Raw genomic sequence first — 15,404 nt, forward strand, 5'->3', positions numbered from 1 at the left:
GTGGCTTAAGGCCATCTTTTTTCGTTTTACATTCTTTAGGGACGTTAACGTGGCACAAATTCTGGTTAAAAAATGTGTTAACAGTGTTTCAACAAATGAATGGAAATTGCAGAATATTTCAGGCGATGAATATCACTTTTCCATAAGATATGTATGGAATATGGCATTTGTGCGATGGGTCAAAGTTATGACTATTCTTTGACCTTTTAGACCTGATTCTACCGAAATAACCCCTCTATTCTAATGATTGATCATGGCATCAAGTTCCTAAAAAATGCTAGACTACGGCACCTGATAAATCTCGCGTATTCCTTGTGACGAGATTTTTAATAGGATGTTGCGATTTTGATGTTTAAAACAACATCAAAACCGGACACTGATGTCGTGTCTAAAAGTTACGCAATCAAAAGAATCTTTTTCCCGATAAAAGTAGTGCAAGTGCGTATGATTACAATAAAGAAGGGCTTGGATCTTCCTATCGCAGGAACTCCATCCCAGGTGATTAATGATGGTAAGACCATCAAAAAAGTCGCCTTGCTTGGCGAAGAGTACGTTGGCATGCGACCTACCATGCATGTCCGCGTTGGTGATGAAGTGAAAAAAGCGCAAGTTCTTTTTGAAGATAAAAAGAACCCAGGCGTGAAATTTACTGCACCAGCAGCCGGTAAAGTGATCGAAGTTAACCGTGGCGCTAAACGTGTCCTTCAATCTGTAGTGATTGAAGTGGCAGGTGAAGAGCAGGTGACATTTGATAAGTTCGAAGCCGCTCAACTTTCAGGTCTAGATCGTGAAGTGATCAAGACTCAGTTGGTTGACTCTGGCTTATGGACCGCTTTACGTACTCGTCCGTTTAGCAAGGTTCCTGCAATCGAGTCTTCTACTAAGGCTATTTTCGTAACTGCAATGGATACTAATCCACTAGCAGCTAAGCCTGAGTTGATCATTAATGAGCAACAAGAAGCATTCATTGCTGGTCTAGACATTCTTTCAGCCCTGACAGAAGGCAAGGTTTACGTATGTAAATCTGGCACTAGCTTGCCACGCTCTTCACAGTCTAACGTAGAAGAACACGTCTTCGATGGCCCTCACCCAGCAGGTCTTGCTGGCACCCACATGCATTTCCTATACCCAGTAAATGCAGAGAATGTGGCATGGAGCATCAACTACCAAGACGTTATCGCGTTCGGTAAGCTGTTCCTAACTGGTGAGCTATGCACAGATCGTGTTGTGTCTCTAGCTGGCCCAGTTGTGAATAACCCTCGTCTAGTTCGTACCGTAATGGGTGCAAGCTTAGATGACCTAACAGATAACGAGCTGATGCCTGGCGAAGTTCGTGTGATCTCTGGTTCAGTACTAACAGGTACACATGCAACTGGTCCACACGCATACCTTGGCCGTTACCATCAACAGGTTTCTGTATTACGTGAAGGCCGTGAAAAAGAACTATTTGGCTGGGCAATGCCTGGTAAGAATAAGTTCTCGGTAACTCGCTCTTTCCTTGGTCACGTATTCAAAGGTCAGTTGTTCAATATGACAACGACGACCAATGGTAGTGATCGTTCAATGGTTCCAATTGGCAACTACGAACGCGTAATGCCTCTAGATATGGAGCCTACTTTGCTGCTTCGTGATCTATGTGCCGGCGACACAGACAGTGCTCAAGCACTGGGTGCGCTTGAACTGGATGAAGAAGATCTAGCATTGTGTACCTTTGTATGTCCAGGTAAGTACGAGTACGGTACGTTACTTCGTGAATGCCTAGATACTATCGAGAAGGAAGGGTAATTTTCATGGCTCTTAAAAAGTTTCTTGAAGACATCGAGCATCATTTTGAGCCTGGTGGCAAACACGAAAAATGGTTTGCCCTGTACGAAGCTGTAGCAACAGTTTTTTACACCCCAGGTATCGTAACAAATAAAAGCTCGCACGTTCGTGATAGCGTTGACCTAAAACGTATCATGATCATGGTTTGGTTTGCGGTATTCCCAGCAATGTTCTGGGGTATGTACAACGCAGGTGGCCAAGCTATTGCAGCACTTAACCACATGTACGCTGGTGACCAACTAGCGACAGTTATCGCAGGTAACTGGCACTACTGGCTAACAGAAATGCTTGGCGGCACTATCGGTGCGGAAGCGGGTGTTGGCAGTAAGATGCTACTAGGTGCGACTTACTTCCTGCCAATCTACGCAACAGTATTTATTGTTGGTGGCTTCTGGGAAGTGTTGTTCTGTATGGTGCGTAAACACGAAGTTAACGAAGGTTTCTTTGTAACTTCTATCTTATTCGCACTTATCGTTCCACCAACGCTACCTCTATGGCAAGCGGCACTAGGTATCACATTTGGTGTTGTTGTAGCAAAAGAGATCTTCGGTGGTACAGGTCGTAACTTCCTTAACCCTGCACTTGCAGGTCGTGCATTTCTATTCTTCGCTTACCCAGCGCAAATTTCGGGTGACGTAGTATGGACTGCAGCTGACGGCTTCTCTGGTGCAACTGCTCTTAGCCAATGGGCTCAAGGTGGTAACGGTGCTCTAGTTAACACAGTAACTGGCGCTCCTATCACTTGGATGGACGCGTTCATCGGTAACATCCCTGGCTCTATTGGTGAAGTATCGACTCTAGCTCTAATGATCGGTGCAGCGATGATCGTTTACATGCGAATCGCTTCATGGCGCATCATTGCGGGTGTGATGATCGGTATGATCGCAGTATCGACTCTGTTTAACGTGATCGGTTCTGACACTAATCCAATGTTTAATATGCCATGGCACTGGCACCTAGTTCTAGGTGGTTTTGCATTCGGTATGTTCTTCATGGCAACGGACCCAGTATCAGCGTCATTTACTAGCAAAGGTAAATGGTGGTACGGCATCCTGATTGGTGCAATGTGTGTGATGATCCGTGTAGTTAACCCAGCGTACCCAGAAGGTATGATGCTGGCGATTCTATTCGCGAACCTATTCGCACCTCTGTTCGACCATGTAGTGATTGAGAAGAACATCAAGCGGAGACTAGCACGCTATGGCAAGTAATAACGACAGCATTAAAAAGACGCTGGGTGTTGTTATCGGGTTGAGCCTTGTTTGTTCAATCATCGTATCAACAGCAGCAGTAGGTCTGCGTGATAAGCAAAAAGCTAACGCTGTCCTAGATAAGCAATCAAAGATCGTTGAAGTTGCAGGCATTGACGCAAACGGTAAGAAAGTACCAGAGCTATTTGCTGAGTACATCGAACCTCGTCTAGTAGACCTTGAAACAGGTAACTTTACTGAGGGTAATGCATCTACGTACGATCAACGTGAAGCATCAAAAGATGCAGAACGTTCAATCGCATTGACACCAGAAGAAGACGTAGCTGATATCCGTCGTCGCGCGAATACAGCAGTGGTGTACCTTGTAAAAGATCAAGATGAAGTCCAAAAAGTTATCCTGCCTATGCACGGTAAAGGACTATGGTCGATGATGTATGCCTTTGTAGCCGTTGAAACTGATGGTAACACTGTGTCTGCTATTACTTACTACGAGCAAGGTGAAACTCCTGGACTTGGTGGTGAAGTAGAGAACCCTTCATGGCGCGATCAATTCATTGGCAAGAAATTGTACAATGAAGATCACCAGCCAGCGATTAAGGTCGTGAAAGGCGGCGCACCGCAAGGTTCTGAGCACGGTGTTGATGGCTTATCAGGAGCGACGCTCACTAGTAATGGTGTTCAACACACATTTGACTTCTGGTTAGGTGATATGGGCTTTGGTCCTTTCCTAGCAAAAGTTCGTGACGGAGAACTTAACTAATGTCTAGTGCACAAAACGTTAAAAAGAGCATTCTAGCGCCAGTATTGGATAACAACCCAATCGCGCTACAAGTTCTTGGTGTATGTTCTGCTCTTGCAGTAACAACTAAACTAGAAACAGCTTTTGTAATGACACTAGCGGTAACATTTGTAACTGCGTTGTCTAACTTCTCTGTTTCATTGATCCGTAACCACATTCCTAACAGTGTGCGTATCATCGTTCAGATGGCAATCATCGCATCGTTAGTAATCGTGGTAGACCAAGTGCTAAAAGCTTACCTATACGATATCTCTAAACAGCTATCTGTATTCGTTGGTCTGATTATCACTAACTGTATCGTAATGGGTCGTGCTGAAGCATTCGCAATGAAGTCTGCGCCAGTACCATCTCTTATTGACGGTATTGGTAACGGTCTAGGTTACGGCTTCGTTCTTATCACTGTAGGTTTCTTCCGTGAGCTATTTGGCTCAGGCAAACTATTTGGTCTAGAAGTTCTACCTCTAGTGAGCAACGGTGGTTGGTACCAGCCTAACGGCCTAATGCTACTAGCACCATCAGCATTCTTCCTAATCGGCTTCCTTATCTGGGTAATCCGTATTCTGAAACCAGAACAAGTAGAAGCGAAGGAGTAAGGACGTCATGGAACATTACATTAGTCTGTTAGTTAAATCGATTTTCATCGAAAACATGGCTCTGTCTTTCTTCCTAGGTATGTGTACTTTCCTTGCCGTATCTAAGAAGGTTAAGACCTCTTTCGGCCTAGGTGTTGCAGTTGTGGTAGTTCTGACTATCGCTGTTCCTGTGAACAACCTAGTATACAACCTAGTTTTGAGAGAGAACGCGTTAGTTGAGGGCGTGGACCTTAGCTTCCTAAACTTCATCACCTTTATCGGTGTAATTGCAGCACTTGTACAGATTCTAGAGATGGTCCTAGACCGTTTCTTCCCACCTTTGTACAACGCGCTAGGCATCTTCCTACCGCTGATCACAGTAAACTGTGCAATCTTCGGTGGTGTATCTTTCATGGTACAACGTGACTACAACTTTGCTGAATCGATCGTTTACGGTTTCGGCTCTGGTGTGGGCTGGATGCTAGCAATCGTTGCTCTTGCAGGTATCCGTGAGAAGATGAAGTACTCTGACGTACCTCCAGGTCTACGTGGTCTTGGTATCACATTTATCACTGTAGGTCTTATGGCGTTAGGCTTTATGTCTTTCTCTGGTGTTCAACTGTAAGTCGGGTAAACCGCAACAATTAAGGAATAGTCAATGGACATTATTCTTGGTGTAGTGATGTTTACTCTGATCGTACTTGCACTAGTACTAGTGATTCTTTTCGCTAAGTCTAAGCTTGTACCAACAGGTGACATTACAATTTCTGTGAACGATGACCCTTCTCTGGCGATCGTTACACAACCAGGTGGTAAGCTACTGAGTGCTCTAGCAGGTGCTGGCGTATTCGTATCTTCTGCTTGTGGTGGCGGTGGCTCATGTGGTCAGTGTCGCGTAAAAGTTAAATCAGGTGGTGGCGACATCCTACCAACCGAGCTTGACCATATTACTAAAGGTGAAGCGCGTGAAGGTGAGCGTCTAGCGTGTCAGGTTGCAATGAAAACTGACATGGATATCGAGCTTCCTGAAGAAATCTTCGGCGTTAAGAAGTGGGAATGTACTGTTATCTCTAACGATAACAAAGCGACATTCATCAAAGAGCTTAAGCTACAAATTCCAGATGGCGAGTCAGTACCTTTCCGTGCTGGTGGTTACATCCAGATTGAAGCTCCTGCTCACCACGTGAAATACGCAGACTACGATATTCCTGAGGAATACCGTGAAGACTGGGAGAAGTTCAACCTTTTCCGTTACGAGTCTAAAGTTAATGAAGAGACCATTCGTGCATACTCTATGGCTAACTACCCAGAAGAGCACGGTATCATCATGCTTAACGTTCGTATCGCAACTCCGCCGCCGAACAACCCAGACGTACCACCAGGCATCATGTCTTCGTACATCTGGTCTCTAAAAGAAGGCGACAAGTGTACTATTTCTGGTCCATTTGGTGAGTTCTTTGCGAAAGATACAGATGCAGAAATGGTATTCGTTGGTGGTGGTGCTGGTATGGCTCCAATGCGCTCACACATCTTCGACCAACTTAAGCGTCTGCACTCTAAGCGTAAGATGTCTTTCTGGTATGGCGCACGTTCTAAGCGTGAAATGTTCTACGTAGAAGATTTCGATATGCTACAAGCTGAGAATGACAACTTCGTATGGCACTGTGCACTGTCTGATCCACTTCCAGAAGATAACTGGGATGGTTACACTGGCTTTATTCATAACGTTCTTTACGAGAACTACCTACGTGATCACGAAGCGCCAGAAGACTGTGAATACTACATGTGTGGTCCACCTATGATGAACGCAGCTGTAATCGGCATGCTAAAAGATCTAGGTGTAGAGGATGAAAACATCCTACTAGATGACTTCGGTGGTTAATTCCTCCAAGTGATTGAATCTATGGCTAGCTCTCCAAGAGCTAGCCATTATTTTTTATAGACATAAAACTGATACTCAACAGTTGATATAGGTAATCGGATTGAAAGGATTGATCCTATTTCCCATATCAATTCAACAACATTGGGAGTTAACAAGTGAAAAAGTGGCTTGTTGCATTTGCTTCTCTATTGATTTTGGCTGGCTGTGAGCAGCCTGCCGATCAAATTCATTTAAGTGGCCCTACCATGGGGACTTCTTACAACATCAAGTATATCGAGCAAGATGGTATTCCAACGCCAAAAGCGATGCAGACAGAAATTGATCGCTTATTGGAAGAGGTTAATGACCAAATGTCGACCTATCGTGACGACTCAGAGTTAAGTCGTTTTAATCAGCATCAAACGAGCGAGCCATTTACAGTTTCGACACAAACTGCAACGGTAGTGAAAGAAGCAATTCGCCTTAACGGTCTTACTTTAGGTGCATTGGATGTGACGGTCGGCCCTCTAGTTAACCTGTGGGGGTTTGGTCCAGAAGCTCGTCCAGATGTAGTTCCAACCGATGAAGAACTCGCTGCTCGCAAAGCAAATACCGGTATTCACCACCTATCTGTTGATGGTAATACACTGTCCAAAGACCTTCCTAACTTGTACGTCGACCTATCGACAATTGCGAAAGGTTGGGGGGTTGACGTGGTTGCTGACTACCTTCAATCTGAAGGGGTACAGAACTTTATGGTCGAAGTTGGCGGTGAAATGCGTCTCAAAGGTGTCAATCGTGAAGGTGTGCCTTGGCGTATCGCAATTGAAAAACCGACCGTTGATGAACGTTCAATTCAAGAAATTATTGAACCAGGCGACATGGCAATTGCAACAAGTGGTGACTATCGTAATTACTTTGAGAGTAATGGTGTGAGATACTCTCATATTATTAATCCACGAACAGGCAAACCAATTCATCATAAAGTGGTGTCTGTAACGGTATTAGATAAATCGTCGATGACTGCTGATGGTCTTGCAACTGGTCTTATGGTGCTAGGTGAAGACAAAGGCATGGCAATTGCGAACGAAAATAATATTCCTGTTTTCATGATTGTGAAAACGGAAGATGGTTTTAAAGAGTTGGCTTCGGAAGCATACAAGCCATTCATGAAGAAATAACAACAGAAGTGAGCATGTTTTTATGAATACATTTCTAATTACCTTTGCTGTGTTTGTCGCGGTAATCACTGCAATGGCTGTCGGATACATTTTCCAAAAGAAAGTCGTGAAAGGTAGCTGTGGTGGCTTAGGGGCAGTTGGCATCGAAAAAGTGTGTAATTGTCCAGAACCCTGCGATGCGCGTAAAAAACGTGAAGCGCGCGAGGCTGCGCGTGCTGAGAAATTGGCGGCGTGGGAAAAAGATAGAATTGCTTAGTATTGGTTAATCGTACTAAGAAAGTGATAAAGCTCAGCGTTCTGCTGAGCTTTATTTTTAGGCAGCTAACCAAAGCTCAGATGTCCGAGAAAGAGCCCAATACCGTGTTTTGTTGTTTCTTTCTCTCATGTTACAGAGCAAGACCACACTGATAGTCATTAGGACGAAGAAATGATTTGGTTACGTCCGTTCTCTTTGGCCATGTAAAGTCGCTCATCCGCCACTTTTATTTGTTGTTCCAGCTCCCCCTCGATGTTGCTTACACCAATACTCGCGGTCACAAGAATGTTTTTGTCCAAATAAGTTATTGGCGTTTTTTCTATGCGCTGTCTCATTTGTTCTAAGCGTGTTAGAAAGCCGTCATAGTCGCCACTGGCTTGAATACAAAACTCCTCGCCACCAAGCCTAGCGACAATATCATTTGGAAAATAGATTTTTAGAATATTCGCTATCATGACTAACACTGCATCGCCGCCCTCATGTCCGTGTGTATCATTTACTTGCTTAAAGAAATCGATATCAAGCATCGCGATGTTTCTTTGAGCGTTTTCTACATGGGGTTGCTCAAACAGAAAGCGGCGGTTCCATAAGCCCGTTAGCGCATCTTGATTTGCCATTTTAAACAGTTCAGATGTTGCGTCTTTGATATCTAACAGTTGGTGAATACGGCAAAAAAATTCTTCTTGATTAAATGGCTTGTATAAAAAGTCATTGGCCCCTGCTTTTAGAAACCTAGCCGTCATGGTCTTAGAGTTACTACCCGACAAGCCGAGAATGGCTAATTGATTTTTATCCCACTTCCGACGTAATTCACGCACCATAGTAATGCCATCTTTAACGGGCATATCATGGTCGGTTAAAACGAGAGTGATATCTGGATTTTGCTCGACAAGCTCTAGGGCTTTTTGCCCATTGTCAGCTTCCAACGTCTGAATATATTGATGCTCCAAAAGTTGGGCAATGTGTCTTCTTACGGTGTGTGAATCATCAACGACTAAACATTTGTGTTGTTGATTGTTGGTTAGTCGCTTGAGGAGTGGTAATAGATAGGAAACGGACGCCATGCTGTCTTTCAAAATATAGTCGAGGACGCCTTTTGCAAGCATCTTTTCGCGAGTGTCTTCTTGAAATCGAGCCGTTAAAACAATGACACGATGACCATGTTCCAAAACGAGGTCAATAATCTCGCCATCTTGAGCATCCGGTAAACAATAGTCTAAAACCGCACAGAAGAGGTCCTGTGCTGAAGATAACAAGTTCTTTGCCTCCGCGTAGCTTTCCGCTGCGATGACCTCATAACCAGCTTGGCTTATTGTTTGGCAAAGAAAGTTTTTAAATGCACGACTATCTTCAACAACCAGAATCTTATTACTCAAGCGCAGTCCCCAAAATTAATTGTTTAAAATCAATGATAACTAAAATTAAACTTATCGCCATCAAAAAACACATGTCAACCAAAAGTAGAACAACTACTCAAATGTTTGACACGCATCCGTTAACATCACATCATTATTCCTGTCTTAGTTATATAATTATGTTTAGCTAACGTAGGGAGAAAGTAGTATGGAAATGCATCAACATGGTATGGCTGAGCTATTTCAACAACTGGGCCTCGGTAGCTCTCCTCAAGAAATGAAAGATTTTATTAATCAACATCGACACAAAAGAGATTCTGCGCCTTTACATGAAGCTAGCTTTTGGACGATGTCACAGGCGAACTTTCTAAAACAAGCCATCGAAGAAGATGCAGATTGGGCCGAATTAGTCGATCAATTGGACGTAATGCTTCGAAATTGACGTTCGCTTAAACACGCCCATTTCTCTTCAGGTAGATTTGATTTATACTGTTTTTTTGAACAGTGCTTTGATGGCTATGTCAGATCGAATTAGAAAAATTATTCATGTCGATATGGATTGTTTTTATGCTGCCGTAGAGATGAGAGATAACCCCAGTTACCGTGGCATTGCACTCGCTGTTGGCGGACATGAAAAGCAGCGTGGAGTGATTAGCACCTGTAATTATGATGCGCGTAAATATGGTGTTCGCAGTGCAATGTCAACGGCGCGCGCGCTGCAACTCTGTCCTCATTTGTTGGTTGTGCCCGGTAGAATGCATGTATATAAGCAAGTCTCTCAGCAGATTCGTGCTATTTTTGAGCGTTATACGCCTATCATTGAACCTCTCTCATTGGATGAAGCATACCTCGATGTCACGGACTCGACAGCTTGCCGTGGCTCCGCTACGTTGATCGCAGAGTCAATTCGCCGCGATATCTGGAGTGAACTTGGGTTGACGGCATCGGCGGGCATTGCTCCGATAAAGTTTCTTGCCAAGGTCGCGTCAGACATGAACAAGCCCAACGGTCAGTTTGTGATTCCGCCAGAGAAAGTCCAAGAGGTTATCGATAGTCTTCCGCTAGAGAACATTCCTGGTGTGGGGAAGGTGAGTCTTGAGAAGCTCCACCAAGCCGGTTTTTATCGATGTGAGGACATTAAAAACAGTGACTATCGAGAGTTGTTGAGGCAGTTTGGTCGTCAGGGTGCCTCCTTATGGCAGCGAAGCCATGGAATTGATAATCGAGAAGTCGTTGTTGAGCGCGAGAGAAAGTCCGTCGGTGTGGAAAGGACATTCAGCCAGAACATCGCAACCTATGATGAATGTTGGCAAGTGATTGAGGAGAAACTTTATCCTGAACTCGAGAAACGTTTAGAGCGTGCAAGCCCAGATAAGTCGATTATTAAACAAGGTATTAAAGTCAAATTTGCCGACTTTCAACTGACAACAATTGAGCACATCCATCCGCAATTAGAGCTTGAGGACTTCAAGACCTTGCTAAGAGATATTCTTAAACGCCAAAATGGACGGGAAATTCGCCTTTTAGGCTTGAACGTGATGCTCAAGCCCGAAGACCAAGCGCGTCAATTGAGCTTTTTTTAGGCCCTTACCGTTTCTACCTGCGTTAATACCTGCTCAAAACTTACATTTGCCATTGCACCATAACCTGCTAGCTTTGAGGCTTTTAGCTGGCTAATCAAAGGAGTGCTGATTCCGCACAAGAAGCGAGCAACGGCATCATTACTGATGGCCGATGGGGAAAGCTGAATAAACTCCCGCGCCCATATCGATACTTGAGATTGTTCAATATCTTCAGGTTCTGGTGCTGTGAATGTGGCGACGTGACCACGACACACGGAGCAGTGACCACATTGCTTTGGTGCATCGTGATCCGCAAAGTAGTTCGCCAATTGTGAGCTCAAACAGTGCTCGGACTGGAACAAGTGCAGCATGGTGTGGATTCTTTCGATATCTTTGCTTTCTTTGGATTGGAACAGTTCAGACAGTTGTTGGATTAAAACATCCGAGCTCTGTTTGGTTGGCATAACTGAGTACACGTCCGTCAGTTGTTTGCTCTCTAGTTCTATCCAGCCGTTCTGGTGAAAATAGTCGAGCGCTGCGACAACTCGGCTGCGTTCCGATTGATAGTTCATCCATAGCGCTTCTAGATCAACTTGGCACCACACTTTGGCTTTTTGTGAGCAGGAAAAAATAGCCTCCACAAATTGACGTCGCTCGCCTTGAAATTGATTCACAATAAATTGCTGATCGTGCAAAAACTTAAACCGATATTCCGCAAAGTAACTGTACTTTGCTTCAATGACGTTATGTAGCTCCAAATAAACCAACAAGGTTTTGAGTGGCAATTGGCGGATATTACTTTCACGCGACAAACGCAGTGGCACTACCTCCCATTGTGGAGCATGTTCTTTCGCTTGCTCGACTACATAGTTAATTGACGTAAATTCTGGTGTGTCACCATAGACAAAATTCTCCAACACCGTTAGGCCGGACGTATTGCCTAGCAGAATGCACTCCGAGCGTTGCCCGTCCCTGCCTGCACGTCCAATCTCTTGTGCGTAGTTCTCGATTGATTTGGGTAAGTCGAAGTGAATGACGCGTCGAATATCAGATTTATCGACCCCCATACCAAATGCAATCGTTGCAACAATACAGTCAATTTGGCCATCCATGAACTGCTGTTGGATTTGTTCACGAACGTCGCTTTTCATGCCAGCGTGGTATGCGTGAGCGTTAATGCCAATATTGATTAATGACTTTGCTACTCGTTCTGCTGTTTGCTGCTGCGTCACGTATACGATGGTCGGAAGCTTAGGTGAAGAGGCGATGATCTCACTGAGCTGTTCTTGTTTCTTTGTTTCCTCACACGGGATCACCGAGATATCCAGATTAGAGCGGTAGAAGCCTGTAACGGTAATATGTTCACTGGAAATATCGAACTTTTTTTGCATGTCTTCAATAACTGCAGGCGTTGCCGTTGCGGTGAGAAGTAAAGACTGTGGGATGTTCAGTTCACGTTGATATTGCGGTAGTTTGAGATAATCTGGACGAAAGTTATGCCCCCATTCGGAAATACAGTGCGCTTCATCAATGACCATCAAAGAAATCGGTACTTGGCGAATGAATTCACGAAAACGCTCATTTTTTAGTCGCTCAACAGAAGTCATCAAGATTTTGATTTGTCCATTCTTCACGCCAGCCATGACCTGTTGTGCTTCTTCTCTACTTTGACTGCTATCGATAGAAGCGGCCGCGATTCCTTTACTTTGTAAAAAGCTCAGTTGATCCTTCATTAACGCCAACAACGGAGAGATCACCAACGTAAGGTTGGGTAATATGGTTGCAGGTAGTTGATAACAGAGTGACTTCCCCGAGCCTGTAGGAAAGATTGCCGCAGCAGAGTAACCATTCATAACGGCTTCAATAACGGGTTGCTGACCTTGGCGTAATGAGTCAAAACCAAATACAGATTGAAGTGTTTGATGCAGCGAGTCACTTTGCATAATAGGGAAACCTTTCTTTGATGGTAAACTTGGCTACATTAACACACCCCGAATACTAAACGCGCGTCCTAAAAGTATGAACAAAGCAGACTTAGTCCAAATTATCATCCAACATCTGGAAGAAAAACTTCAAGTTGCCCATTCATCGGCTCAGCGAGCTATCGATGCCGCCACAGATGAAGAAACTGTTCCCGAGCACAAGTACGATACATTGGCACTTGAAGCCGCGTATCTTGCTCATGGACAAGCCATGCGAATTCAAGATAGTGAAGAGGAGTTGCGTCAATATCGTTCTTTAGTGACTCGTAACTTTAAGAATGCGCCTGTTGGTGTTGGTGCTTACGTTGTTCTCGCAGATGAGAATTTGATCGAAAAGCACTTCTTTGTAGGCCCTTGCTCTGGTGGTTTGACTGTTCAATATCAGACTCTGGAAGTCTTTGTCTTAACAGCCAAATCTCCTCTGGGTCGAGCGTTGTTCGGGAAAGAAGAGGGTGATGAGGTTGACGTGAAAATAGGAGATAAAACAACTTGTTACGAAGTCGTGACGATTTGCTGACATCTCATGTATTACTCAGTGTTATGTTTAACACGAGTAATGTTAAATAAAAGAGAATGACATGAAAAAGCTTTTTACACTCTCATTGCTGATGGTCAGTGCTACTGGTTATGCAGCGCAGTGTCGTGTGGACATCAATAATGAAGTCCGTATGGATGGGCAAAGCTTGGAAATTCGCCAAACGACAGGTGATAAAGCTGTCGTGGATGAGGATAACAACCTCTTCATCAAAGGTGAGCTAATTGAACTCAATGCCGACCAAAAAGCGGCAATTGAAGACTATCGCGAAAAAATGAACGCGTATATTCCACAAGCAAAGCAATTGGCGAGTGATGGTTTAGCGCTTGCGAATGATATTATTGATGATGTTGCGGAAAGCCTCGATGCACCTGGTGCGTTTGATAATGTAAAAGTCGCAGTAAAGGACTTTTTCGCTGATGTTGAATCACGTTACTACAAAGATGGTGATTTCATCCTGCCTGCGGAGAGTTTTGAGTCTATGACACAAGGGTGGACTGAAGACTTTGCAAAAGCACAAGAGATCTTCAATAAAGAGTTTTTAGCCAGTTCGTTGGATGCTTTATCGAAAAAAATGAAGGAAGAGGGAGGGATAAACCTCACTGCATTATCAGAGAGTATGGCTGAACTCAGCGCGAAAGTAGAAGAGCGTTTAGCCGAGCATTCGAAAGAGGTAGAACAACAAGCAGAAGACTTGTGCGATTCGCTGGATGACATGGCAGGGCAAGAAAACGATCTGTTGAAGAAAATCCCTGAGCTAAAAGATTACCGAGTATTTACGATTTAATTACTCATTAAAAAGCAAAAACTCGATGAGATAAAGAAAGAGAGCACTATTGTGCTCTCTTTGCGTTTTACTCGCTTATTCTTTGATAGCTTATTGCGCATTCATCTCGGTGAGCTTATCGCCGACAGGTTTTGAGAAGTTAAAGCCATCATGCTGATCCCAGTTGATAGACCATGTCATTACTCCTGCATAATTCGGGTAATGGTACGCTGGTTTAACGGTGCCACATGAAGTGCCTTTGGTTAAACAATCTAGTGCGTTGATAATATTCTGTGTTGGAGCCTGCCCTGAATTTGCCGAGCTAGGACCTGAAGGTAAACCGATTGCGACTTGATCATCGCGCAATGGTGCAAATTGAGTGCCGTCGGCCAACTCAAAACCTTCGATAAGCATTTTAGATTGCGCTACCATCATATCCACAGAGCCTTCTGGTGCACTGCCTGGCAGGTATGGGTTTGGCAAACCGCCGTTGTTATATAACTGGACGTGAAGCAAGTCGAGCGTGCTGCGTGTCTCGTTTATCACAGGAATGTAAGCTCCCCAAATACCGCTGTAAGCCACATAGCCGCCTTGAACATAAGGGTGCTCAGGCGCCATGGTTAGGTACATATCTCCACCCATGTTTTGCTCTATTTGAAGCAAAGCACGACCAAGGCGAGCTTGAATTTGCGAGCCATGAACTAAGTTAGAACCACTCTCTAAATCCACATCTAGACCATCAAAGCCCCACTCAGCGATAAGACCTGTTAGGCTAGAGACAAAGTTGGCTTCATCTTGGTCGGTATTCAGCGTAATCGTGCCTTCTGCGCCGCCAAGAGAGAGAACAAACTTCTTACCTTTAGCTTGAAGCGCTGCCATGTCCTGCTTGAATTGTGTTGGATCGAGTGCTGGACAATCGCTGTAAATATCGCCTGAATATAGATTAAAGTGCACAGTGCCATCACTGTTGCGATCATTTTCAGCAAAGGCAATATCAATCACATCCCAAGCATCTGCCATATCTGCTAGACGAATTGGACAGCCCGCACCATTTACAAAATTGTGCCAGTAACCGATGAGTTTATGGCGTTTCTCTACTTGCTCAACCACCGTTATTGCTGCGGCGTCAGACAGTGCATTGCTTCCTGACAAATCCACAGCTTGGGCGCTAACTGTAAAGTTACCAAGTGCAGTTGGTGTCCAGTTGGCTGTGTAAGGTGCTGTGGTATCGGTTGCAACAATAGAGCCGTTGATCATGAAATCAACGTGTTTAATGCCTGAAGTTAAAGACGTTGCATCGGCGCTTAATGCGAGACTTTTGCCTAATCCGACGGTTTGACCGCTGCTTGGTGAAGTCAGAGAGACGACCAAATCTTTATCGCTGACTTCCACACCAACCAGGGACTCTGACGTGTTGTTATCATTATCGGTTGCGACGGCTTTAAGCTGGTTAGCGCCAATAAGTGTGGCGTTCCAAGTAACGGAATATGGCGCTTGAGT

15 protein-coding genes are annotated in these 15,404 nt (G+C 44.4%); 12 read left to right on the top strand and 3 right to left on the bottom strand.

Features of this window, described 5'->3' with window-relative positions; all coding sequences use genetic code 11:
• The first annotated feature begins 444 nt into the window (after positions 1–444).
• The 8 genes from R7P72_RS11705 (at position 445) to nqrM (ending at position 7,704) form a co-directional block, all read left to right on the top strand.
• Positions 445–1,785: a Na(+)-translocating NADH-quinone reductase subunit A gene (locus R7P72_RS11705; protein ID WP_005380264.1), complete on the top strand. Its 1,341-nt coding sequence runs from the start codon at positions 445–447 to the stop codon at positions 1,783–1,785.
• Positions 1,786–1,790: 5 nt separating this feature from the next.
• Positions 1,791–3,035, top strand: coding sequence for an NADH:ubiquinone reductase (Na(+)-transporting) subunit B (locus R7P72_RS11710; RefSeq protein WP_005380265.1), 1,245 nt, complete (start codon positions 1,791–1,793; stop codon positions 3,033–3,035).
• Positions 3,025–3,795: a Na(+)-translocating NADH-quinone reductase subunit C gene (locus tag R7P72_RS11715; RefSeq protein WP_005380267.1), complete on the top strand. Its 771-nt coding sequence runs from the start codon at positions 3,025–3,027 to the stop codon at positions 3,793–3,795. Before R7P72_RS11710 ends, R7P72_RS11715 begins: the two co-directional genes overlap by 11 nt.
• Positions 3,795–4,427 (top strand): NADH:ubiquinone reductase (Na(+)-transporting) subunit D, encoded by a 633-nt coding sequence (locus tag R7P72_RS11720; protein ID WP_005380269.1) that lies wholly within the window; start codon positions 3,795–3,797, stop codon positions 4,425–4,427. Before R7P72_RS11715 ends, R7P72_RS11720 begins: the two co-directional genes overlap by 1 nt.
• A gap of 7 nt (positions 4,428–4,434) precedes the next feature.
• Positions 4,435–5,031: an NADH:ubiquinone reductase (Na(+)-transporting) subunit E gene (gene nqrE / locus R7P72_RS11725; protein ID WP_005380270.1), complete on the top strand. Its 597-nt coding sequence runs from the start codon at positions 4,435–4,437 to the stop codon at positions 5,029–5,031.
• Positions 5,032–5,064: 33 nt separating this feature from the next.
• Complete coding sequence (gene nqrF, locus R7P72_RS11730) at positions 5,065–6,288, top strand: NADH:ubiquinone reductase (Na(+)-transporting) subunit F (protein ID WP_005380271.1); 1,224 nt, start codon at positions 5,065–5,067, stop codon at positions 6,286–6,288.
• Positions 6,289–6,443: 155 nt separating this feature from the next.
• Positions 6,444–7,448: an FAD:protein FMN transferase gene (locus R7P72_RS11735; RefSeq protein WP_005380272.1), complete on the top strand. Its 1,005-nt coding sequence runs from the start codon at positions 6,444–6,446 to the stop codon at positions 7,446–7,448.
• Between the two features lie 22 nt (positions 7,449–7,470).
• Complete coding sequence (gene nqrM / locus R7P72_RS11740) at positions 7,471–7,704, top strand: (Na+)-NQR maturation NqrM (protein WP_005380273.1); 234 nt, start codon at positions 7,471–7,473, stop codon at positions 7,702–7,704.
• A 158-nt stretch (positions 7,705–7,862) separates the two neighbouring features.
• On the opposite strand, the gene R7P72_RS11745 is transcribed toward nqrM, so the two are convergent.
• Positions 7,863–9,080, bottom strand: coding sequence for a response regulator (locus R7P72_RS11745; RefSeq protein WP_005380276.1), 1,218 nt, complete (start codon positions 9,078–9,080; stop codon positions 7,863–7,865).
• Between the two features lie 187 nt (positions 9,081–9,267).
• Between R7P72_RS11745 and R7P72_RS11750 the strand changes: the two genes are divergently transcribed.
• Together R7P72_RS11750 and dinB are read left to right on the top strand one after the other, a co-directional pair.
• The gene (locus R7P72_RS11750) at positions 9,268–9,501 is read left to right on the top strand and encodes a DUF2789 domain-containing protein (protein ID WP_213907267.1); all 234 of its coding nucleotides are present in this window, start codon (positions 9,268–9,270) and stop codon (positions 9,499–9,501) included.
• A gap of 76 nt (positions 9,502–9,577) precedes the next feature.
• The gene (gene dinB / locus R7P72_RS11755; RefSeq protein WP_054576341.1) at positions 9,578–10,642 is read left to right on the top strand and encodes a DNA polymerase IV; all 1,065 of its coding nucleotides are present in this window, start codon (positions 9,578–9,580) and stop codon (positions 10,640–10,642) included.
• Here the strand turns inward: dinB and R7P72_RS11760 are convergent.
• Positions 10,639–12,564 carry an ATP-dependent DNA helicase RecQ gene (locus tag R7P72_RS11760; RefSeq protein WP_213907266.1) on the bottom strand — a complete coding sequence of 642 codons (1,926 nt, stop codon included), beginning with the start codon at positions 12,562–12,564 and terminating at the stop codon, positions 10,639–10,641. The two genes, dinB and R7P72_RS11760, sit on opposite strands and share 4 nt — an antisense overlap.
• A 76-nt stretch (positions 12,565–12,640) precedes the next feature.
• Between R7P72_RS11760 and R7P72_RS11765 the strand changes: the two genes are divergently transcribed.
• Both R7P72_RS11765 and R7P72_RS11770 read left to right on the top strand, forming a co-directional pair.
• Positions 12,641–13,120: a GreA/GreB family elongation factor gene (locus tag R7P72_RS11765; RefSeq protein WP_005380280.1), complete on the top strand. Its 480-nt coding sequence runs from the start codon at positions 12,641–12,643 to the stop codon at positions 13,118–13,120.
• A gap of 61 nt (positions 13,121–13,181) precedes the next feature.
• Complete coding sequence (locus R7P72_RS11770) at positions 13,182–13,925, top strand: YggN family protein (RefSeq protein WP_005380283.1); 744 nt, start codon at positions 13,182–13,184, stop codon at positions 13,923–13,925.
• 90 nt (positions 13,926–14,015) lie between these two features.
• Here the strand turns inward: R7P72_RS11770 and R7P72_RS11775 are convergent.
• A partial coding sequence (locus R7P72_RS11775; RefSeq protein WP_318110527.1) for a chitinase occupies positions 14,016–15,404 on the bottom strand: 1,389 nt, incomplete at its 5' end.

Origin of the sequence: Vibrio sp. Vb0888 (genome assembly GCF_033338835.1) — a bacterium.
Classification (GTDB): Bacteria; Pseudomonadota; Gammaproteobacteria; order Enterobacterales; family Vibrionaceae; genus Vibrio; species Vibrio alginolyticus.